General features: G+C 57.9%; 21 protein-coding genes and 1 tRNA gene. 7 read left to right on the top strand and 15 right to left on the bottom strand.

All coding sequences use genetic code 11. The features are described from left to right. Positions 1-49: 49 nt before the first annotated feature. Both glmU and G556_RS0105310 read right to left on the bottom strand, forming a co-directional pair. Positions 50-1,486 (bottom strand): bifunctional UDP-N-acetylglucosamine diphosphorylase/glucosamine-1-phosphate N-acetyltransferase GlmU, encoded by a 1,437-nt coding sequence (gene glmU / locus G556_RS0105315; protein WP_028822023.1) that lies wholly within the window; start codon positions 1,484-1,486, stop codon positions 50-52. A 116-nt stretch (positions 1,487-1,602) separates the two neighbouring features. Next, positions 1,603-1,682 (bottom strand) — tRNA-Gln (locus tag G556_RS0105310). 112 nt (positions 1,683-1,794) lie between these two features. On the opposite strand from G556_RS0105310, the gene G556_RS0105305 reads away from it, so the two are divergent. Beyond that, positions 1,795-2,415, top strand: a complete 621-nt coding sequence (locus G556_RS0105305; protein WP_233418191.1) for a TetR/AcrR family transcriptional regulator — start codon at positions 1,795-1,797, stop codon at positions 2,413-2,415. Here G556_RS0105305 and G556_RS0105300 read toward each other — a convergent pair. The 5 genes from G556_RS0105300 to rsmI are packed head-to-tail and all read right to left on the bottom strand — an operon-like array spanning position 2,378 to position 6,420. Then, complete coding sequence (locus G556_RS0105300) at positions 2,378-2,869, bottom strand: MarR family winged helix-turn-helix transcriptional regulator (protein WP_016455628.1); 492 nt, start codon at positions 2,867-2,869, stop codon at positions 2,378-2,380. The two genes, G556_RS0105305 and G556_RS0105300, sit on opposite strands and share 38 nt — an antisense overlap. Before the next feature lie 8 nt (positions 2,870-2,877). Continuing rightward, positions 2,878-3,789: a 4-(cytidine 5'-diphospho)-2-C-methyl-D-erythritol kinase gene (locus G556_RS0105295; RefSeq protein WP_028822021.1), complete on the bottom strand. Its 912-nt coding sequence runs from the start codon at positions 3,787-3,789 to the stop codon at positions 2,878-2,880. After that, entirely contained in the window at positions 3,776-4,636 is an 861-nt protein-coding gene (gene rsmA, locus G556_RS0105290) for a 16S rRNA (adenine(1518)-N(6)/adenine(1519)-N(6))-dimethyltransferase RsmA (RefSeq protein WP_028822020.1), read from the bottom strand. The genes G556_RS0105295 and rsmA overlap by 14 nt, the downstream gene beginning before the upstream one ends. 2 nt (positions 4,637-4,638) lie before the next feature. Next, the gene (locus G556_RS0105285) at positions 4,639-5,568 is read right to left on the bottom strand and encodes a TatD family hydrolase (RefSeq protein WP_028822019.1); all 930 of its coding nucleotides are present in this window, start codon (positions 5,566-5,568) and stop codon (positions 4,639-4,641) included. Continuing rightward, positions 5,569-6,420, bottom strand: coding sequence for a 16S rRNA (cytidine(1402)-2'-O)-methyltransferase (gene rsmI, locus G556_RS0105280; RefSeq protein ID WP_028822018.1), 852 nt, complete (start codon positions 6,418-6,420; stop codon positions 5,569-5,571). Positions 6,421-6,529: 109 nt separating this feature from the next. Here rsmI and G556_RS0105275 point away from each other — a divergent pair, with 109 nt between their 5' ends. From G556_RS0105275 to G556_RS10340, 3 genes are all read left to right on the top strand, one after another. Next, entirely contained in the window at positions 6,530-8,095 is a 1,566-nt protein-coding gene (locus G556_RS0105275) for a dolichyl-phosphate-mannose--protein mannosyltransferase (RefSeq protein WP_081675520.1), read from the top strand. A gap of 246 nt (positions 8,096-8,341) precedes the next feature. After that, positions 8,342-9,787 carry a uracil-xanthine permease family protein gene (locus G556_RS0105270; protein WP_028822016.1) on the top strand — a complete coding sequence of 482 codons (1,446 nt, stop codon included), beginning with the start codon at positions 8,342-8,344 and terminating at the stop codon, positions 9,785-9,787. A gap of 60 nt (positions 9,788-9,847) precedes the next feature. Then, positions 9,848-10,453: a histidine phosphatase family protein gene (locus G556_RS10340; RefSeq protein ID WP_051176708.1), complete on the top strand. Its 606-nt coding sequence runs from the start codon at positions 9,848-9,850 to the stop codon at positions 10,451-10,453. Here G556_RS10340 and G556_RS11625 read toward each other — a convergent pair. The 6 genes from G556_RS11625 to G556_RS0105235 form a co-directional block, all read right to left on the bottom strand. Then, a complete protein-coding gene (locus tag G556_RS11625; protein WP_028822015.1) occupies positions 10,450-10,734 on the bottom strand; it encodes an ATP-binding cassette domain-containing protein in 285 nt (94 codons plus the stop codon). The genes G556_RS10340 and G556_RS11625 overlap by 4 nt on opposite strands. A 37-nt stretch (positions 10,735-10,771) precedes the next feature. Beyond that, positions 10,772-10,936: a hypothetical protein gene (locus G556_RS11415; RefSeq protein WP_155941749.1), complete on the bottom strand. Its 165-nt coding sequence runs from the start codon at positions 10,934-10,936 to the stop codon at positions 10,772-10,774. A gap of 206 nt (positions 10,937-11,142) precedes the next feature. Next, a complete protein-coding gene (locus G556_RS10335) occupies positions 11,143-11,736 on the bottom strand; it encodes a peroxiredoxin family protein (RefSeq protein WP_051176706.1) in 594 nt (197 codons plus the stop codon). A gap of 50 nt (positions 11,737-11,786) precedes the next feature. Continuing rightward, complete coding sequence (locus G556_RS0105245; protein WP_028822014.1) at positions 11,787-12,470, bottom strand: cytochrome c biogenesis CcdA family protein; 684 nt, start codon at positions 12,468-12,470, stop codon at positions 11,787-11,789. 26 nt (positions 12,471-12,496) lie between these two features. Beyond that, positions 12,497-13,360 carry an ATP phosphoribosyltransferase gene (gene hisG, locus G556_RS0105240; protein ID WP_036916079.1) on the bottom strand — a complete coding sequence of 288 codons (864 nt, stop codon included), beginning with the start codon at positions 13,358-13,360 and terminating at the stop codon, positions 12,497-12,499. Positions 13,361-13,398: 38 nt separating this feature from the next. Then, the gene (locus tag G556_RS0105235) at positions 13,399-13,665 is read right to left on the bottom strand and encodes a phosphoribosyl-ATP diphosphatase (RefSeq protein ID WP_016455615.1); all 267 of its coding nucleotides are present in this window, start codon (positions 13,663-13,665) and stop codon (positions 13,399-13,401) included. An 83-nt stretch (positions 13,666-13,748) separates the two neighbouring features. Between G556_RS0105235 and ftsH the strand changes: the two genes are divergently transcribed. Continuing rightward, positions 13,749-15,779 (top strand): ATP-dependent zinc metalloprotease FtsH, encoded by a 2,031-nt coding sequence (gene ftsH / locus G556_RS0105230; protein WP_036916078.1) that lies wholly within the window; start codon positions 13,749-13,751, stop codon positions 15,777-15,779. 6 nt (positions 15,780-15,785) lie between these two features. Here ftsH and mshC read toward each other — a convergent pair whose 3' ends face one another. Next, the gene (gene mshC / locus G556_RS0105225; RefSeq protein ID WP_028822011.1) at positions 15,786-17,030 is read right to left on the bottom strand and encodes a cysteine--1-D-myo-inosityl 2-amino-2-deoxy-alpha-D-glucopyranoside ligase; all 1,245 of its coding nucleotides are present in this window, start codon (positions 17,028-17,030) and stop codon (positions 15,786-15,788) included. A gap of 27 nt (positions 17,031-17,057) precedes the next feature. Then, positions 17,058-17,612: a DUF3090 domain-containing protein gene (locus G556_RS0105220; RefSeq protein ID WP_028822010.1), complete on the bottom strand. Its 555-nt coding sequence runs from the start codon at positions 17,610-17,612 to the stop codon at positions 17,058-17,060. Between the two features lie 111 nt (positions 17,613-17,723). Here G556_RS0105220 and G556_RS0105215 point away from each other — a divergent pair, with 111 nt between their 5' ends. Then, positions 17,724-18,578 carry an undecaprenyl-diphosphate phosphatase gene (locus G556_RS0105215; RefSeq protein ID WP_028822009.1) on the top strand — a complete coding sequence of 285 codons (855 nt, stop codon included), beginning with the start codon at positions 17,724-17,726 and terminating at the stop codon, positions 18,576-18,578. Further along, positions 18,578-19,540: an aldo/keto reductase gene (locus G556_RS0105210; RefSeq protein WP_028822008.1), complete on the top strand. Its 963-nt coding sequence runs from the start codon at positions 18,578-18,580 to the stop codon at positions 19,538-19,540. Before G556_RS0105215 ends, G556_RS0105210 begins: the two co-directional genes overlap by 1 nt. Positions 19,541-19,607 lie beyond the last annotated feature (67 nt).

Below are 19,607 nucleotides of genomic sequence, written 5' to 3'. Positions count from 1 at the left end.
GCTCTAAGCAGTCACTATTTTGGGTCTTCAACCCAGTGAGTGCCAACTTTTAATCTGCTTTTTCAGTTTTCGTCGATTTTTCTGCAGCTTTTGCTGCCTTACTTCCCGGCCTAGTGCGAGGCACCCAGCCTTCGGAGACGTGTTCCCTAGAGCGGGCAATGCCCAAAGCACCGGCGGGAATGTCATTGGTCACCGCTGATCCGGCTGCTACGAAAGCGCCGTCCCCGACGGTTACGGGGGCGACCAGCACCGAATTGGAGCCGATGAATACCTCATCTCCCAGGGTAGTCTTCGACTTGTTGAAGCCGTCGTAATTGGCAAAAATCGTTCCAGCTCCAATATTTACGCCAGAACCAATGTTGGCGTCTCCGCAGTAAGTAAGGTGCGGAACCTTGGAGCCTTCGCCAATGTGCGCGTTTTTGGTCTCGACGAACGAGCCGATCTTGCCACCGTTACCCAGGGTGGTGCCTGGACGCAGCCTACTGAATGGGCCGACCTCACAGTTTTCGCCAATCACAGCCAACTCGCCGTGTGTACGAATGACGTGCGAGCCTTTACCAATCTCTACGTCGCGCAGGGTGGTGTCTGGGCCGACAACTGCATCGGATTCAATCTTGGTAGCGCCAAGCAACTGAGTGTTCGGCAAAATCGTGACGTCCTCAGACAGCTCCACGCCAGTCTCGATCCAGGTGGTCAACGGATCGACGATTGTGACGCCCTCGCGCATCCAGCGCTCACAGATTCGTCGGTTTACCTCTGCGTTTATGGCCGCGAGCTGCACGCGGTCGTTCACGCCCTCGGTCTGCCAGACATCGTCGGTGACCAGCGCACCAACACGCTTGCCCTGACTGCGCGCGTAACCGATAACATCGGTTAGGTACAGCTCTCCTTGAGCGTTGTCTGCCTTCAAAGAGCCGAGACCATCGCGCAGCGTCGCTGCGTCGAAAACGTAGATACCGGAGTTGATCTCGTCGATCTTCAGCTCTTCCTCGGTGGCGTCCTTGTGCTCGACAATCTTCGCCACCTCTTCGCCAACGCGAACTACCCTGCCGTAGCCGGTTGGGTTAGGAACGCGCGCGGTCAACACGGTGACAGCGTTGTGCTGGGCACGGTGGGCGTCGACGAGGTCGGAAAGCGTGTCGGAATCGAGCATCGGAACATCGCCATAGGTGACGATGATCTCGCCGGTTGCGTCGCCCAAGCTAGTGATGCCACATTGCACCGCGCCACCCGTGCCGTTTCGCTCGGGCTGCAACGCAACTTCGACGTCAGGCCAGTCTTTCGACAGGATTTCTTCCACCTGCTCGCGGAGGTGACCGACCACGACCACCAGGTGCTGAGGAGACAGCGCCTTCGCCGCGGAAACCGCGTAATTGAGCATCGGTCGGCCGGCAACCTCGTGAAGAAGCTTAGATTTTGCTGATTTCATCCGAGTGCCACCGCCGGCAGCCAAGACGATAACCGCTGAAACCTGGTGATCTTGCATTCGTTCTCCCCTGTTAGGCGTATACCTTCAGTATTTTAGCTACCTGCACCGACAACAAAACCTGACAGCAGCAAATAGGGAAAATAAAGTAGCCAAAAGAATCTAGACATGAAGAGTTCCCCGGGCAGGAATCGAACCTGCGTCGCTAAATCCTGATTCAAAGTCAGGCGGGCCCTACCAGCAGACCAACCGGGGAATGCTTAGTGAACTATACGGCATATTAGTTAGATCGACCAATACGAAGTTGTGCCAAACTAGATGTCATGCCTGTAAGTGAGCCAAGCCGAGCCCGACGAACTAAGAAGCGAATGACCAGCGCGCAGCGCCGCGAACAGCTGATCGGCATCGCGCGAGGCGTGTTTGCGCAAAACGGCTTAGACGGAACCTCCGTCGAGGAAATCGCGGCTGCGGCAAACGTCAGCAAACCCGTGGTTTACGAGCACTTCGGCGGCAAAGAAGGTCTTTACGCCGTTGTAGTAGACCGCGAAGTGCAACGTTTAGAAAACGCCATTCACAGCGCGTTAGCCGAGGCAACAACCTACCGAGACACCATCGAAAAGGGCGCTCTGGCATTGCTGAGCTACATCGACGAACACACCGATGGCTTTAGGATCATCAACCGAGATTCGTTAGTCGCAGGAAACCACGGAGGCTTTGCGTCGATCCTCAACGACATCGTGGTCAGGGTCGAAGACTTGCTGATCGAACCGCTAGCCAGACACGGATACGACGAGCGACTCGGCCCCGTTTTCGCCCAGGGATTGGTCGGCCTGGTCGCGATGGCAGGCCAGCGCAGGCTAGAAGATCGCAGCTTGTCCAGGGAGGACCTTGCCAGGCAAGTGACGAACCTGGCCTGGAACGGACTCGCCAACCTGGAGAAAAACGACCTAGCTAAGCCAGATCAACCAGAAGCCGGCGAAGAAGACTGACCAGCTGTTCGCGCTCGGTTTCATCGAGGGTGGCCAGCATCTTCGACTCGAGTTTGGTCAGTTCTCGGATAGAGGCGTCGGCTAGGCGCATCCCCTCTTCGCTTAGCTGCACGTAGACCGTCCTTTTGTCCTGGCCCTTGGTTCGCACGACCAAGCCGCGTTCGCTAAGCCGGGTTATTCGATTAGTCATCGTTCCGCTGGTTACGTAAGTGGCGCTGACCAATTGTCCGGCCGTCATTCGATACGGTTCGCCTGCTCTTCTGAGCGCCGCCAACACGTCAAATTCCCACATCCCTAAGTCGTTAGACGCAAAGATCTTTCCACGCTCGTCCGCCAGCAGTTGACCTAACCTGGTGATTCTGGACCAGACATGCATCGCAGACGCGTCTGAACTCGGCAGTTGCTCATGCCAAGCGGCGACGATTTCGTCTACCTCATCGGATTCGGGTTTCAACCGTTCACCTACTCGCCGTCGGTGTTAATTCTTACGCTCGGCACTGCGGGGCCGCTGACGGCCAGTGCCGATGCCACGCCCATGCAGGAGCCAACGGCCGCACCTATCTTCCTGGCCGCCCAACGGTCATTAACCAGAAAAACACAGGTCGGGCCGGACCCGGAAACTAATCCGGACAATGCACCAGCCTCGATACCAGCCTTCAAAATATTTTTCAGATCGGGACGCATGCTCAACGCCGCCGGCTGCAAATCGTTTCTCAGCAACCCGGCTACGGCGTCCACATCAGGGCGTTTAAGCGCCTGGACAAGATCGTCGGGAGAACTCACGTCGCCGTTAGCTCCCATCGCGTCGAAAGTCTCAAAAACGCGTGGCGTGGACAGCCCCTGCCTGTTGGTGGCCAGGACCCAATTGAGTTTCCCAGAATGTGGCAGCTGCGTCAGCTCCTCTCCCCGCCCGAAGCCCAGCGCTGTGCCACCGGAAAGCATGAAAGGCACGTCCGAACCTAGTTCGAGGGCTAAGGCATGGAGTCGCTCGTCGCTGAGATCCAAGCCCCACAGTTTATTGCATGCCAGGAGAACACCAGCGGCGTTTCCGGAGCCTCCCGCCATTCCACCAGCGACCGGAATTTTCTTCGTAATTTCGATGTGCACGCCCATGTCAGGGCTGCCGTGGCGCAGCCGAAGCAGTTTTGCTGCCTTAACTGCTAAATTTTTGTCGCCCAACGGCAGGTTTTCTGACTCGGAACCCGGCATCGTCAAAGTGATGTCAGCTGCCTGCCTGACACTTATCTTGTCGTATAAATCAACCGCCTGGAACACCGTCGCTAGCTCGTGGAAACCGTCCCTGCGTCTGGGTCCGACGCCAAGGCACAGGTTGATCTTCGCCGGCATTCTTACCGTGCAGTTAGTCACCCTCATTATTAGCTCCGATCTGTTCGGCCAACGCAGCGAAGTCTTGCACACGCAATGCCTCACCACGAGCGGTTTCGGGGATACCAGCAGCTTGCAACGTCTCGGCCGCTCGCGCAGAAGAACCGAAGAACTTGTTTAGGCTCGAGCGCAACATTTTCCTTCTCTGGTTGAAAGCTGCGTCTACTAGGGCAAAGACCTGCTTTCTTTCTGCGGTTGTTGCCGGGGGTTCGCGACGAGTCAACCGAACCAGACCCGAGTCGACGTTCGGCACCGGCCAAAACACCTTGGGCGGCACCAGACCGGCAAGTTCGGCGTCGCAGTACCAGGCGAGTTTCACACTTGGCACACCGTAGATCTTTGAGCCGGGCTCGGCGACCAGGCGATTCGCGACTTCAAGCTGCACCATCACCAAGCCGCGATCCCAGCTAGGAAAGCGCTCCAGAAGCGTCAGCAAAACGGGAACCGAGACGTTATAGGGCAAGTTGGCAACCACAGCCGTAGGCTCGGGGCCGGGCAATTCGGTAACGTCCAGCGCGTCGGAGGTGACCACGCGAAGACGATCTTTCGCTTCCGGCTGCAGGCGCTCGACCGTTGCAGGCAGCAGCCCAGCCAACCGCTCATCGATCTCGATGGCTGTTACTTGAGCGCCGGTGCTAAGCAAACCTAGTGTCAGGGACCCCAGCCCGGGGCCGATCTCAAGGACGATGTCGTCTGGCCCGATCTGCGCCTTGCGCACAATCCTGCGAACGGTGTTAGCATCCGTGACGAAGTTCTGGCCGCGCTGCTTAGTTGGCCTCAGATCGATGCTCGCTGCCAGCTCGCGCACCAGTTTCGGGTCTAGAAGTTCGCTCATGTTTAATCCTGTTCGATTCCGATTCCCCACTCGCCGCCGTACGCCTCGACCGTGTTTGCGGTCAGCTGGGCGCAGGCCTGAGCTTCGTCCAGCCCCTTTGCTTGAGCCACGAAGCGCAGTGTGTGAGGCACCAAATAGGAAGCGTTCTTCCTGCCCCGCTCGGGCACCGGCGTGAGAAATGGCGCATCGGTTTCTACCATTATTCGATTATTCGGGGTAAGAAGCAGAGATTCATAAATGTGCTTGTTAGCGGGATACGTGACGTTGCCACTGAAACTCAGATAGGCCCCGGCCGCGAGCGCGCGTTTGGCAAATTCCGGGTCGCCGGTGAAGCAATGGAAGATCGTGCGTTCGGGCCAGCCGACCTCGTCGAGGATGTCAGCTACGTCCACCAACGCGTCCCCGAACTTCCTAGCCTTGCGGCTCTCGGCTCGTCTAGCGTGGATGGCAAGCGCCAGAGAATGTTTTTTAGCGATCGCGATGTGCCTGCGGAAGTTATCCTTCTGCCGTTCGATGGCCTCCGGACCACCATCGAGCGTGGGATCCGTGCGGAAATAGTCCAAGCCCGTCTCGCCTACCGCACGCACGTGATGGCCCGCCCCCGCTAAAGAATCGATGGTCGAGATCGAATTCTCGTAGTCCTCGTCGCTCAAACCAGGAGCGTCGTTTGGATGAATGGCGACTGCAGCGACAGCCTGCGGATGAGTCGAGGCAAAGCGGACCGCCCACTGCGAGCTATCCACATCGCAGCCAATCTGAACGATCCGATGGACGTTGACCTCAGCCGCAGCCCCTAAAGCGTCGACTGGGCGTAGCATGGAATATTCCTGAGTGGTGTCCAAGTGGGTGTGGGCGTCAATCAGCTCACCCGCAAGTGGAGCCGGCAGCTCCGGCAGCTCGAGCCTCTCTAGGGTCTTAGAGATTTCGCTCACTTAATTATCCTCTTTCTTAGCCGCCAAAGCGGCATCATATAGGCTCTTTCGACGCACGCCTGTTCTCCGCGCCACCTCCGTCACCGCGAAGCTGAGCTTATCGCCCCGCTCGACTAGCTCCATGACCTGTGCGAGTGCCGCTTCGGCATCCGGCGCCTTTTGCTGCGCACCGTGAACCACGATCGTGATTTCGCCTCGCACGTCTGCCTTTGCCCATTCGGCAAGCTCTTCGAGATTGCCCCGCTTGACTTCCTCGTAGGTCTTAGTGAGCTCCCGACAAACTGCAGCCTGCCGATCCGGCCCGAACGCATCGCGCATGTCGGCCAAAAAATCCGCCAGCCGGTGCACCGCTTCGAAAAAAATGAGCGTGCGCTGTTCATCCACCAGCTCGGAGAGTTTCCGACGCCTCTCCCCCGGTTTGCGCGGCAGAAAGCCCTCAAAACAGAATCTATCGCTGGGCAAACCGCTCAACGCAAGTGCTGTGAGCACCGCGGATGGGCCAGGAACCGCTGTAACACGAATCTCTTCCTCGATCGCAGCGTTTACCAGTCGATAACCGGGATCGCTGACCACAGGCATGCCCGCGTCTGTAATCAGCACCAGGCGTTTGCCCTGCCTGAGATCTCCCAAAAGCTCTGGGATTCTCTCGCGCTCATTACCCTCAAAACAGCTGATCAAAGGCGCATCGACGTGCAAATCCAAACGAGAAAATAGCCGCTGGGCGCGCCTGGTGTCCTCCGCAACGATCACATCGGCCTCACCGAGTGCCTTAAGCAGAGCAGGTGAGGCGTCGGCATCATCGCCAATTGGGGTGGCAGCGAGGACAAGGACGCCGGGAGAATTATCACTCATAACTTTCAGGATACGTTGCATACGGGTTGTGCCCCGAGATAAATCGCTTATTGCGCCTAGACAGGCCTGCGGAAAGACCGATTGTCCTCACTTAACCTAGACTGACCGGGTGGAGAAAAAATCGACACTGGCAGCGCTCGAAGAGTCGCTAGTCTTAGGAAAAGACCGAACGCTCAGCTGGATTCTGACGGGCCTAGTCGCCGCATTGTGTTTCATCATGCGCCTGGTTAGCCTCTCCAGGCCTTCGAACTTAATGTTCGACGAAACCTACTACGCCAAAGACGCGTGGACTTTGCTTCAGCGCGGCGCGGAGATGAGTTGGCCTGAAGACGCCAACTCACAGGTCGTGTCTGGCAACGTCGACATCTTCACTAACAACCCGAGTTTCATCGTTCACCCACAGCTTGGCAAATGGCTGATCGCCGCCGGCGAGCAAATCTTCGGCATGAATTCATTCGGATGGCGAATCAGCGCGTTGGTTTTCGGCACGATCATGGTGGTCGCGGTTATTCGACTAGCCCGCAGGCTCTCCCGCTCCACCCTGATTGGTTTGATCGCTGGGCTGCTGCTCACCTTCGACGGTCTGCACTTCGTCATGAGTCGAATCGCGCTGCTCGACATTTTCGAGGCGACTTTTACCGTTCTCGCGGTGGCCTGCGTAGCCGCAGATCGCGACTGGTTCCAACTCAGGTTGGCGACGTACCTGCGTCAGAAGAGGGCGGTGAACCTTAACGGAAAGTTTGGTCCGCTGATTTTCTGGCGGCCCTGGCGCCTGGCTGCCGGGCTGATGTTCGGCGCGGCTATCGCCTGCAAGTGGAACGCTGTCTACGTGTTGGCTGCGATGGGGCTGCTATCGGTCGCATTCGATTTTTCTTCTAGAAAGCTAGCGGGAGCGCGGGCCGAGGCGTCGAAGGCGTTGCTGATCGACGCTCCGATCGCATTCGTGAAAATGGTGGTAGTGTCGGCCATCGTTTATATCGCGTCCTGGGCTTCATGGTTGATGACTGACATCGGCTGGGGACGAGACTGGGGCGCCAAGAATCCCGACGATCCACTAGTCAGAGCGCTGGGCGCGCCGCTGGCATCGCTTTGGCAATATCACAAGCAAATTTACGACTTCCACACCGGCGACTTCATGGCCGGCCAGACGCACACCTACGAAGCCCACCCCGCAACCTGGCCCGTTATGGGTCGAACCATCGGAATCGACGCCGTCAACGGGATTAAGCCCGGCACGGACGGTTGTGAGGCTGACGTGGGCAGCACATGCCTGAGGGTTATCTCCGGAATGGGCACCCCCGTGCTCTGGTGGGTCGGGCTAGCGGCGATAATCGCCGGCCTGGTCTTCTGGCTAGCCGGACGAGATTGGCGCTTCGCAATTGTCGTCCTCGGTTGGGCCGTGCCCTGGCTGGCCTGGTTCCCCAACGCCGATCGCCCACTTTTCTTCTTCTACGCGATCATGATGGTGCCATTCACCTGCATCGCGCTGGCGCTCGTCGCGGGCAAAATAATTGGCTCGCCTTCGGCAAAACGAAGGAAAGTTGGCACCTCGATAGTCTTCGGATTCATCATCCTGGTTATTTTGAATTTCTGGTTCATCTATCCCGTTTTGACCGATGAATTGATGACGCGGGATGCCTGGAGCCTGCGAATGTGGTTTAAGAGTTGGATTTAGCGAACTCTTGATAGTTCTAAGGACCGTGACAAATCGCACTCACGTCGCCGATTTTCGGGTGAGATGCGGGGAAAATCTTCCTGACTAGGTGAAACGCTTTTCTGTCGTAGAAAAATCTAATTACCGACCACAATTTGTCGTGGGCTCGATCTGGGCGTCCCCAACTGCGCTTTCTTCGATTTGCCGACGCAAAATGTGAAGTTCCTATGAATGTGCCCTAAACTTTTGCGTCGGAAAGGTTAGAAAATGGCGATTTGGAAACTGCACAACAACGGAAAACTGCTGCCTGGCGCAGTAGTTCGCCCTGAGGAACGCCTCGGCTGGGGCAAAACAATCGGGCTAGGCGCCCAGCACGTGGTGGCGATGTTCGGAGCCACCTTCGTATTCCCGCTGCTAATGGGCTTGAACCCACAGCTTGCCGTCATGATGAGCGGTGTCGCAACCCTCATCTTCCTGCTGGTCGTCAAAAACCGCGTGCCCAGCTACCTGGGCAGCTCGGCTTCCTTCGTCGGTGTCGCAACCCTCATCTACCAGGGCGGAGGCAACCCGGCGCATGTTTCCGGATCGCTGTTCGCCGTCGGTCTGACGCTTTTCATCGTCGGCCTGATCATTCACTTCGCGGGTTCCCGACCAATTCACAGGCTGCTGCCCCCGGCCGTCACTGGCGCTGTTGTTATGCTCATCGGCTTCAATCTGGCACCCGTAGTCGCGGCGACCTATTGGCCGCAGGATCAATGGGTGGCTTTCACCGTGATGATCGTGGTAATCCTGCTTTCTGTCGGCGCCAGGGGCTTCATCGGCCGAATCGCCATCTTCCTGTCCTTGATCTTTGGCTACCTGCTCAGCTGGATACTTGACGTCATAGCCGGCCCGGTGGCCTCTCAAGACGGCACCTCCCACCTGCGCGTCGATTGGACGCAGGTCCAGCAGGCTGACTGGATCGGCCTACCCCCGGTAACAGACCTAGCCAACTGGACCTACGGCGCCACCGATAACGTCGTCGGCCTGCACATGCCGCAGTTCTCGATCGAGTTCATCCTCATCGCGCTTCCCGTCGTCATCGCGCTGATCGCCGAGAACACGGGGCACATCAAGGCCGTCGCCGAGATGACCGGCGAAGACCTGGACGACGTAATGGGCCGAGCAATCGCTGCCGACGGCCTAACCTCCATGCTGGCCACCACCGCAGGTGCCGGCCCCACGACCACCTACTCCGAAAACATCGGCGTAATGGCCGCAACCCGCGTCTATTCCACAGCCGCTTATGTCGTTGCCGCGATCGTCGCGATCCTCTTCGGCTTCAGCCCCAAGTTCGGAGCAGTAATTTCGGCCACTCCCGGCGGTGTACTGGGCGGCATCTGCGTCGTGCTGTACGGCATGATCGGCCTGCTGGGCGCGAAGATTTGGAAGGAAAACCGCGTCGACTTCGGTAACCCGATCAACCTGGTTCCGCTTTCGGCTGGCATCATCATCGGCGTCGGCAACGTTTCGCTTAACTTCGGCGAGCACTTCACCCTAGGAGGCATCGCGCTAGGCACCATCGTGACCGTGATTGGCTACCACCTGTCCAGGGCGATCGCTCCCCGCGAGATGATTCGTCAGGCAGACGGCGCAGCCATCATCGTTGACGCCCCGGGCGCCTACAAGACCAGCAGCGTGAAGGCTGTTTCCCAGCAAAAGAACGACAAGTAAAGTTAATTTTTAACTCACCCGGTTAGTCGGTCCTCCGTCTAACCGGGTATTCTTTGCGTCATGACGATCGTTGCATTAGTCCGACACGGCCAAACCGATTGGAACGCCACCGGAAAGTTTCAAGGCTCATCCGACATTCCGTTAAATGAGTTGGGCCGAGAGCAGGCCCAGATCGCCGTCCCGTTCTTGCGAGAATTCGCGGAAAAGACGAACAAGGATTGGGACACGCTGCGTTTCTCTCCGCTGCAGCGGGCCAGAGAGACCGGCTACATCATCGCCGACGCCCTAGGCATCGAAGATCGCCGCGTGCTACCGAGCATGGTCGAGCGCGACTGGGGCTGGGCCGAGGGTCGCACCCTCGAGGAGATCAACGCCGCGAACCCCGTACTGGCGGGGCTGCCGCAGCGCCAGGCCAGGGAGGGAATTCTCGGCGCCGAGCCGCGCCTACAGGTAATCAACAGGGGCGTTTACGCGTTGCGGTCGATGGCTACCATCGCACCGGATTCAAACATCGTGGCTGCCACCCACGGGTCCGTGCTGCGCTACACGGTTGAGCACCTGATCGCCGAGTCACTTGGCGAGGTGCCGAACCTCGGTGCTGTAGTCCTCAAGGTTGAGATTCGCGATGGCGTCATGTGCACCGAGCGAATCGCTCAGAACTTCTAGTAGATAGCCACCGACCCGCGGGGGCACTGGATGATGTCGATGTCCGTGTCGAAGATGCCGGACAGCACATCCGGCTTCATTACCTCCGCGGGCGGGTCGAACTTCACGATCTTGCCGCCCTTCATGGCGCAGATCTGGTCGGAGTAGGTGGCCGCGGAAATAACCGCGCCCAGCATGATGCCGATGATCGGCACAATTAGCGAAGAACGCAGCCGCACGCGACGCAGGAATCCGAAGAAAACCATCGTGCCGATGAAGGCGAAAATGATCGCAACTGTCATTCTGGCTACCATGGCCGGGCCGGGAAAAGAACGTAATTCACGGGGCCTCGACGTCGTTGCCCTTAGCGCCCTTTACCGCGACGGTTGCTTTATCGGTGTTTGCGGCGCTGCTATCCGCGCTAGGCGTGTTGGAAGTGCAGACGCTGAGCATCATGGCTATTGCCGCAATCAGGGCGACAATGCCAGCTAGTGGTTTACGCATATTGTCTTTCTGCCGGGCTCGTCCGCACAGACGAGCGAGGCGGATTAGACCAAAGCTTTGGCGCCCGTAGACACATTCGAAGAACAATTACAAAGGTCCCTGCGGGCAGACTTAACCTAGCGTGGCCTAAATAAAACCCAATATGCTATGTAAATTCGAGACAAACTCGTTACAAAAATAAAAACATTCAGCTTTGACAGCTACGACTAGCGAATCCTGACCAGATTCTCAGACATTTGACGCTCGTCCAGAACACCAACGTGGCTTTTCGCAATGGTGCCGTCAGCTGCTATGAAGAAGTGTGCGGGCACACCAGACACCCCGTAGGCCTTGGACAGTTTCCCGTTCTCGTCAGCGGCGTGGCCAAAGCTAAGGCCCATCCTGCTGACGAAGCCACGAACTGTATCTACGTCCTCGCCGACGTATATCGCCAGCACTCGCAAACCCGAGTCTTGAGCAGAATCCGACACCTTCTGCACGCTTTCTAGCTCTGCCTTACAACCGGAGCACCAGGTAGTCTGAAAAACTAACCAGACCGGCTCACCTTGATAATCACTCAGTTTGAAGGTGCTGCCGTCGATAAGTGTTGCCGTGAAATCTGGGGCAGGCTTGCCGACCTCTGCAACGCCCGGCACCTGAGTCTCCACAGACTGAGCGGATTCCTTAGAGGCCGAATTTGTCAACGTAAACGCGCTAATCGCCACCAGCGCAACCAAAAGAACGATGGAGACCGTCGCGATCTTGCTGTTTCGTAGTTTGGCGCGCCAGAGGGGTTCGTCGGCTGGATTCGTTTCACTCATCAGGCTTTCGAGTCTAGCAAGGCTCCCCTAAGATGGAAATCGCCTGAGTCTCATACGGGTAACAGCATGGAAGCAAATTTCTGCAGCACACCAAAGACCATGAGAAGCCCTACGCAGATAAGCAAAGCTCCGCTGATCAAAGAGATGGCGACAGAATGAGTCTTAAACCAACCAAATCTGTCGATCACGTTTACGGCACCCACCGCCACAAGGACAATGGGCACTCCGAGCCCCAGGCAGTAGGCGATCATCAGCGCCAGCCCGCTCAGCATCGTCTCGGAGGTGGCTGCAAGTGCGATTATCCCGCCCAGCACGGGCCCGACGCAGGGCGTCCATCCGGCGCCGAATACGACGCCCAACAATGCCGCGCGCCCGATGCCGGGCTTGCCCTTGCGCATGGGAGCGCGAACCACCCTATCGAGAAACGAAATGTTGATTAACCTAGCGACGTGCAACCCCATAAATATGAGGATCGCACCGCCTAATATCCGCAGCACGGTCGAATACTGCCCGAGCACGTTGCCTATCGCACCTATTCCGGCCCACAAACCGATGAAGACGAGGCTGAAGCCGCCAACGAAACCGAGCGAATTTGCCACGGCGTTACGGGTGGGGATCTTGTCGTCGGCCACCCCAACCAGCTGCCCGACGAATGCGGGCACGACTGGCAGGAAGCACGGCGACACGAATGAGACGAATCCGGCAAAAAGCGCCAGAGGAAGCGTCACGTTCATGTTAGGACTAGCGCCCGAATAGGCGGCTAGAGCCTGCAGGCTCGCAGATCAGTAACGATGATGGCGCGTGCGCCGAGATCGTAGAGATCGTCCATCAACTTCTGGGTCTTGGCCGACGGCACCATCGAGCGAACGGCTACCCAGCCGTCCTTGCTCAGCGGGGAAATGGTCGGCGCCTCGAGACCAGGGGTCAGTTTGATTGCGTCGTCTAGCAGACCCTCCGGAATGTCGTAATCCATTAGCGCGTAATCGCGAGCGACGAGCACGCCGGAAATTCGCTGCATCAGGTGCTCGAAGAAACCGTTGGCAGAATCAAGCTTTGAGTCGGAGGGCTTAATCAGGATGGCTTCGCTGAACAGAATCGGCTCACCAAAAACGTGCAGACCCGCTTTGCGCAGGGTCGTGCCGGTCTCGACGACGTCAGCGATCGCGTCGGCGACACCGAGCTGAATGGAGCTTTCGACTGCCCCGTCTAGGTGAATCAACCTGGCGGAGATACCCTTTTCTTCGAGGAACTTCTCCAGCAGACCGGGATAACTGGTGGCGATCCTTTTGCCATCGAGATCGGGGATGTCCATATCTGCGACAGGGCCAGCAAACCTGAATTTGCTGCGTCCGAAGCCAAGCTGCATGATTTCTTCGGCGTTTGCGCCCGAATCGATCAGCATGTCCCGCCCGGTAATGCCCAGGTCTAGCGTGCCCTCGCCTACGTAGACCGCGATATCGCGTGGGCGCAAGTAGTAAAATTCCACGCCTTCTTCGACGCACCTAAGAACGAGTTCTTTGGAGTCGCTGCGCTGCGGGTAGCCCGCCTCTTTAAAAAGAGTCGCTGCGGCGCCTGACAACGCTCCCTTGTTGGGGACGGCGATTTTAATCAATTTTTTGCTCATACTCTCTCTCGTCGTAGCGCAGTGACTTAACTAAAAAGTTAGAGGTACTTATACATATCTTCGAGGCTGATACCAAGCTTAATCATCATGGTCTGCAAGTGATAGATCAGCTGGCTGATTTCCTCTGCAGCGGCCTCTTTGCCCTCGTACTCGCTAGCCATCCACACTTCCGCGGCCTCTTCGACAATTTTTTTGCCAATCGCGTGGACGCCAGCGTCGAGCCTAGCTACTGTGCCAGAACCTTCGGGACGAGTTTTCGCGGTGTTGGTTAGTTCTTCAAACAGCTCTTCGAAACTTTTATTCACATCGACAGCCTAGACCAAGGTTGATGATCTAGAAATGTCGGTGACACAACATAAGATTGATTTGAAGCAATCAAGGAGACCGAATGACCAACCCCCAGCAGGGTGATAGAGCCAAGATAAACGGCAAGGCCACGAATAAAGACGAGTCCAGGCAGGCCAGCGAATACGAACGCAGCGGCAATGCCTCGACGTCACGGCCCGACTCCCCCTTAGAGTCACCGCGCCCGTGGCACACCGAGGGCCTGCCGAAAAACGACAAGAAGAAACCCAAGCGCTGGATCTTCTGGGTCTGTGCCGCAGCCTTGTTTGCGCTCATCTGGGGAATATTTAGCTGGCAGGACGCGCGCAACGCTCCTCCGTCGATCGCCTACACGGAATTTAGCGCCCAAGTAGAAGCCGGCAACGTCAAGGAAATCTACGCAAAAGGAGACACCATCCAGGGCGAGCTGAAGGCTGCCCGGCCGATCCCGAACGAGGACGGCAGCAAGTCGGACAGGAAATATGCCAAGTTCACCACCGAGCGGCCGACCTTCGCTAAGGACGATCCGCTCGCCAAGCTTGCTGCCAGCGACGGAATCGTCAAGGCAACCCCAGTCATAGATCAGCGCGGTCCGATCGTTAACTTCGTCGGCACCATGCTTATGTGGGGCATCCTGATCGGAATTGCGATCTGGTTCTTCCGCAGGATGAATCGCACAGGTCCGTTCGGCATGGGCCGCGAGGTCAAGCCCATCGAGCAGAGCAACGTTAGGGTCAATTTTGACGACGTGGCCGGCATCGACGAGGTCGAGGCCCAGGTCGGCGAAATCGTAGATTTCTTAAAGAACCCGTCTAAGTACGCCAAGCTGGGCGCGCGGGCACCTAAGGGCGTGCTGCTCGAAGGCGCGCCCGGCACTGGTAAAACACTGCTTGCTCGCGCAACAGCTGGCGAGGCCGAGGTGCCTTTCTTCAGCGCGTCGGCCAGCGAATTCATCGAGATGATCGTCGGTGTCGGCGCACAGCGCGTCCGTCAGCTCTTCGAAGAGGCCCGCAAAGTTGCGCCCGCGATCATCTTCATCGACGAAATCGACGCGATTGGCCGCAGCCGCGGTTCGGCCCGTGTGTCCGGCGGGAACGACGAGCGCGAGCAGACTCTTAACCAGATCCTCACGGAGATGGATGGCTTCGACGGCACGGAGGGCGTCATCGTCATCGGTGCTACAAACCGGGCGGACGTCTTAGATAATGCGCTGACCAGGCCGGGACGGTTCGACCGGGTCATCACCGTGAACGCACCGGACATGGGTGGTCGAGAGCAGATCCTCAAGGTCCACACCCGTAAGATTCCGCTTGCCGACGACGTGGATCTGCATCGCATCGCATCCGTAACGCCTGGAGCCACCGGCGCGGACCTAGCCAACCTTGCTAACGAGGCAGCCCTGCAGGCGGCTCGCCGCGAGGACGAGTCGGTGCGGCACACCGATTTCATGAATGCGCTAGAACAGATCCAGCTGGGCGTAGAGCGCAACGTTGTAATCCCCGAGGAGGAGCGCCGTCGCACCGCCTACCACGAATCCGGGCACGCCCTTCTCGGCATGTTGCGCAAGGGTGCAGACCCGGTGCGTAAGGTCTCGATCATCCCTAGAGGTCAGGCTTTGGGCGTCACGCTTTCCACCCCGGACGCTGACCGCTACGGCTACGACGAAGACTACCTGCGCGGGCGAATCATCGGCGCGCTCGGCGGCATGGCAGCAGAGAACGCTATCTACGGCGTGGTCACCACCGGCGCTGAATCCGATCTGCGACAGGCAACCGCCATCGCCCGTCAGATGGTCGGCAAGTGGGGCATGAGCGAAAAGGTCGGCCCCATGACAGTGTTAATCGATGACGCAGATCCCCGCACTATCGGAATCTCTGATGTTACGCTTCGCACGGTCGACGAAGAGGTCCGCAGGATTATCGCGGAATGCCAGGAGCAGGCGGTCCGGATGCTTGAGGATCACCGCGATCAGCTTTGCGCTATCGCGGAAGAGCTCATGGTCAAAGAGACCCTAAACGAGGAAGAGGTCTACGCAGTGGCGGGCATCGAGCGTCCCGCTAACCGTCCGGCCCGAGCGGAGGATTCCGCACAGTAGGCAGCCCTAGTCCCAACGGACACCCAGCAGGGCGTCGACCGCGTCAGCGACCTTGGCTGGGGCCTGGGTGTCTTCTCCGTCACCAGCTAAAACAGCGGACGTCCACTCGTCGATTACGCGGATCGCCTTAGGCGTGTCCAAGTTGTTGCGAACCGCCTTACGGAGTTCCTGGATGACTGGCTTGGCCGCGGTGCCCTTACCTGCGCAGAAAGCGGCCTTCCAGGCGTCGGCTCTGCGATTTGCCGCTTCCATGTCGCTGGCGAACCACTCCCAGTCGCTCTGGTAGTGGTGGTTGAGTAGGGCCAGACGGATGGCCATCGGGTCCTCTCCCCTAGCGCGCAGCCTGGAGACCAGTTCCAGATTACCCTTCGACTTGCTCATTTTTTCTCCGTCGAGGCCGACCATACCGGCGTAGACGAAGTCGTGAGCGAAATCCTCTCCGCTGACAGCGAGCGACTGCGCATTGCACATCTCGTGGTGTGGGAAGATCAGGTCGCTACCGCCGCCCTGAACGCACAGATTGGCGCCTAATCGGTTGAGCGCGATCGCGGTGCACTCGATGTGCCACCCCGGCCTGCCCTTACCAAGCGAGGATTCCCAGCTGGGCTCGCCCGGCCTCTCCAGTCGCCAGACTAGAGCGTCGAGGGGGTCTTCCTTGCCCGGGCGTTCTGGATCTCCGCCGTGCTCGGCGAATTCGGGTAGCATCTGGGCACGATTCAAATGGCTGATTTTTCCGAATCCTGGAACTTTAGAACAACGGAAATACCAGTCCGGGTATTCGTCGTCTAACTGATAGACCAAACCCTTCTCTTTGAGTTTGAGGATCATCTCCTCAACCTCGTCCATGGTCTCCGAAACCGGAACAAGGTGGTCTGGCGGCAGGACCCTCAAGGCCTCCATGTCCGTGCTGAAAAGCTGCATCTGATCGGTCGCAAGTTCTAGCCAGTCTTGGCCGGTGGCGTCCGCACGCTCAAGCAGCGGGTCGTCAACGTCCGTGATGTTCTGCACGTATTTGACGTCAAGGCCGGCATCGCGCCAGGCGCGATTCATTGTGTCGAAAGTCAGGTAGGTGAACGCGTGGCCCAGGTGGGTTGCGTCGTATGGGGTGATTCCACACACGTAGAGCTTGGCGGTGCCGGTTTCAGGGCCGACATTCTTAATCTTCAAGGATCTAGCGTCGAACGCGCTGACCCTCTCGGGGATCTGCTCGCAATCGATTAGGGGAACTTTTGGGGCAGGCCATGAGTGCATGTATTCAACCTATCTGATCGTAAAAACTTAGATTTCGGTCATGCGCCTGAAGCCGTTGGCGCTCGGGCAGACGTGGCCTCTAGCAGTCAGCGGCTGGCCACAAAACGGGCATACTTGCGTGTTCAGATCAACTATCTTCCTGACTCTGGCAGCAAATTCTCTTGCCTGCCTGAGCGTGATGAATGCCCGCAGCACACAGGCCACGCCGTGGTTTGCGTCGTCGAAGTGGCCGTATTCGAATAGCTCAACATGTAGGTATTGGTTGTCGGGTTGCCAGCTAATTGCCATGGTTCCTGCAATGAAATCGGCTTCTAGCGGCACGTCCAACGGGCGGTCGTCTTTGGGGCTCTTCTGCAGCACCGGCATGCCCTCGATAAGCCCGTACTCGTCTAATTTGTCGAGTACTGCGTCGATGTGGTCGCTCAGGCTAGCCAACTGTTGCGGCTGGCAAACCACATTCGTAACGCGGTTTCCTTTGCGTGCTTGAAGGTAGTAGACCCTGTGCCCGCGCTCGCCAACGAGCCCGGCGACGAACCTGTCCGGGTTTTCATAGCTGTGAGGATCCAGCGCGGATAACTCCATAAAATTTAGCGTAGGCCGAATATCGGCTTGCCGTAGTGATAAATCTAAACAGATCGAAAAACTAGTAGGCTAACCCAGGTTAAAGAGCTTTTTTATCTCGAAAGGACGCCAATGAGCTGGTTTGAGGCTATATGGCTAGGAATTATTCAAGGTCTGACGGAATTCCTGCCGATCAGTTCTAGCGCTCACCAATTCATCTTCGGTCAGTTGGCGATGGGCGGGCGAGACCCTGGAGCGGCGTTCACCGCCGTCACCCAGCTCGGCACCGAGACAGCGGTGATCGTCTACTTCTTCAGTGACATTGTCCGCATCATCAAGCACTGGGGAATGTCGCTGGTCGGAAAGATTGATCGCAGCGACCCGGACGCGCGAATGGGTTGGCTCGTCATCATTGGCACTTTACCTATCGGCATTCTGGGGATCATCTTCCAGGACGCAATCGACACTCACCTGCGCAACCTGTGGCTGACTGTCGCAGTGCTCGCCGGCGTCGGCATCGTTTTGGGCGTTGCAGACCGTTTCGCGATCGCTCACCAGACGAAAACCCTTGACCAGTTGAGCTTGAAAGACGGCATCATCTACGGGTTCTGTCAGGCATGCGCGTTAATTCCCGGCGTATCGCGTTCCGGTGGCACGATCTCCGGCGGTCTCTTCTTGGGCTACACACGCGAGGCTGCGACCCGCTACTCCTTCTTGCTTGCCATTCCCGCGATTTACGCGTCCGGCCTGTTCAAGCTCAAGGATATCGGTGACGACGCTTGCGTACGTTGGGGCCCGACGATCCTCGCGACGGTCATCTCGTTCGTCATCGGTTACGCCGTAATCGCGTGGCTGATCCGTTACATTACCACCCACAGCTTCAAGCCGTTCGTCATCTACCGCATCGGTCTGGCACTCGTTCTGGCGATTCTCTTGGCACTTGGAGTGCTAGATCCGGTTTCTACCCAGGTAGCCTGTGGTGCATGATGCGCAAACGCCAGGTGGGTAACAGCGGCCTAGTAGTTAGCGAGCTGGGCCTCGGCACTATGACATGGGGTTCTTCTGTCGACGCGGACGAAGCCGGCGACCTGGTTGCCGAGTTCGTTTCAAACGGCGGCAACCTCATCGACACCGCGCCCGCCTACGGCGGAGGATTCGCAGAGCAGACGCTAGGCCAAATAATGCGAGACGTCGTCAGCCGCGACGACATCGTGATCGCGACTAAGGCTGGTTTCGGCACGCACGGGACGTCTCAGACCATCGACACTTCTCGTCGCGCTTTGCTCGATGATCTTGCAGGTTCGCTTCGCCGCCTCGGCACCGACCACATCGATCTCTGGCAGATCCACGCCTGGGGTGACGCACCTCTCGAGGAGAGCCTGGCAGCAATCGATCACGCCGTGGGCACGGGCATGGCGTTATACGCCGGAATATGCAACTTCATCGGTTGGCAAACCAGCGCCGCGGCGATGTGGCAGAAGGCCGTGCCCGGAAGGGTCCCGCTGGTCAGTGGCCAAATTGAATACTCGCTTCTCGCACGAAGGGCCGAGATCGAGGTGCTGCCCGCATTGCGATATCACCAGATGGGGTTCTTCCCCTGGTCGCCGCTAGGCAGGGGCGTCCTGACCGGGAAGTACTCAAATGGCACTCCGAGGGATTCCCGAGGTGCCAAGGACAACCTGTCTTGGTTTGTCGAGCCTTACCTCGACCAGCGTTCTCGGGCAGTCGTAGAGGCCGTAAAGAAGGCCGGCAGCGGCCTAGACCTAACGCCTTCGCAGGTGGCTCTTTTGTGGGTTAGGGACGCCCCTGGCGTCACCGCTCCCCTGCTTGGCGCTAGGACGGTCGAGCAGCTCAGCGGACTTCTAGATGTTGCCGGAAAAACGCTTCCGGAACCGATCGTTTCTGCCCTCGACGACGTCACGGGTGGCCAAAACCAGCTCAGAAAATAGATTTCGGCATATTAGTTACGCAAAGGTTCTTCACCGGAGGTTCAAAGACTTAGCCTGCTTAGTGGTC

The organism is Propionimicrobium lymphophilum DSM 4903, from assembly GCF_000423485.1.
Classification (GTDB): domain Bacteria; phylum Actinomycetota; class Actinomycetes; order Propionibacteriales; family Propionibacteriaceae; genus Propionimicrobium; species Propionimicrobium lymphophilum.
The sequence above is the reverse complement of the archived record's forward strand: the minus strand, read 5'-3'. Positions and strand labels throughout refer to the sequence as shown.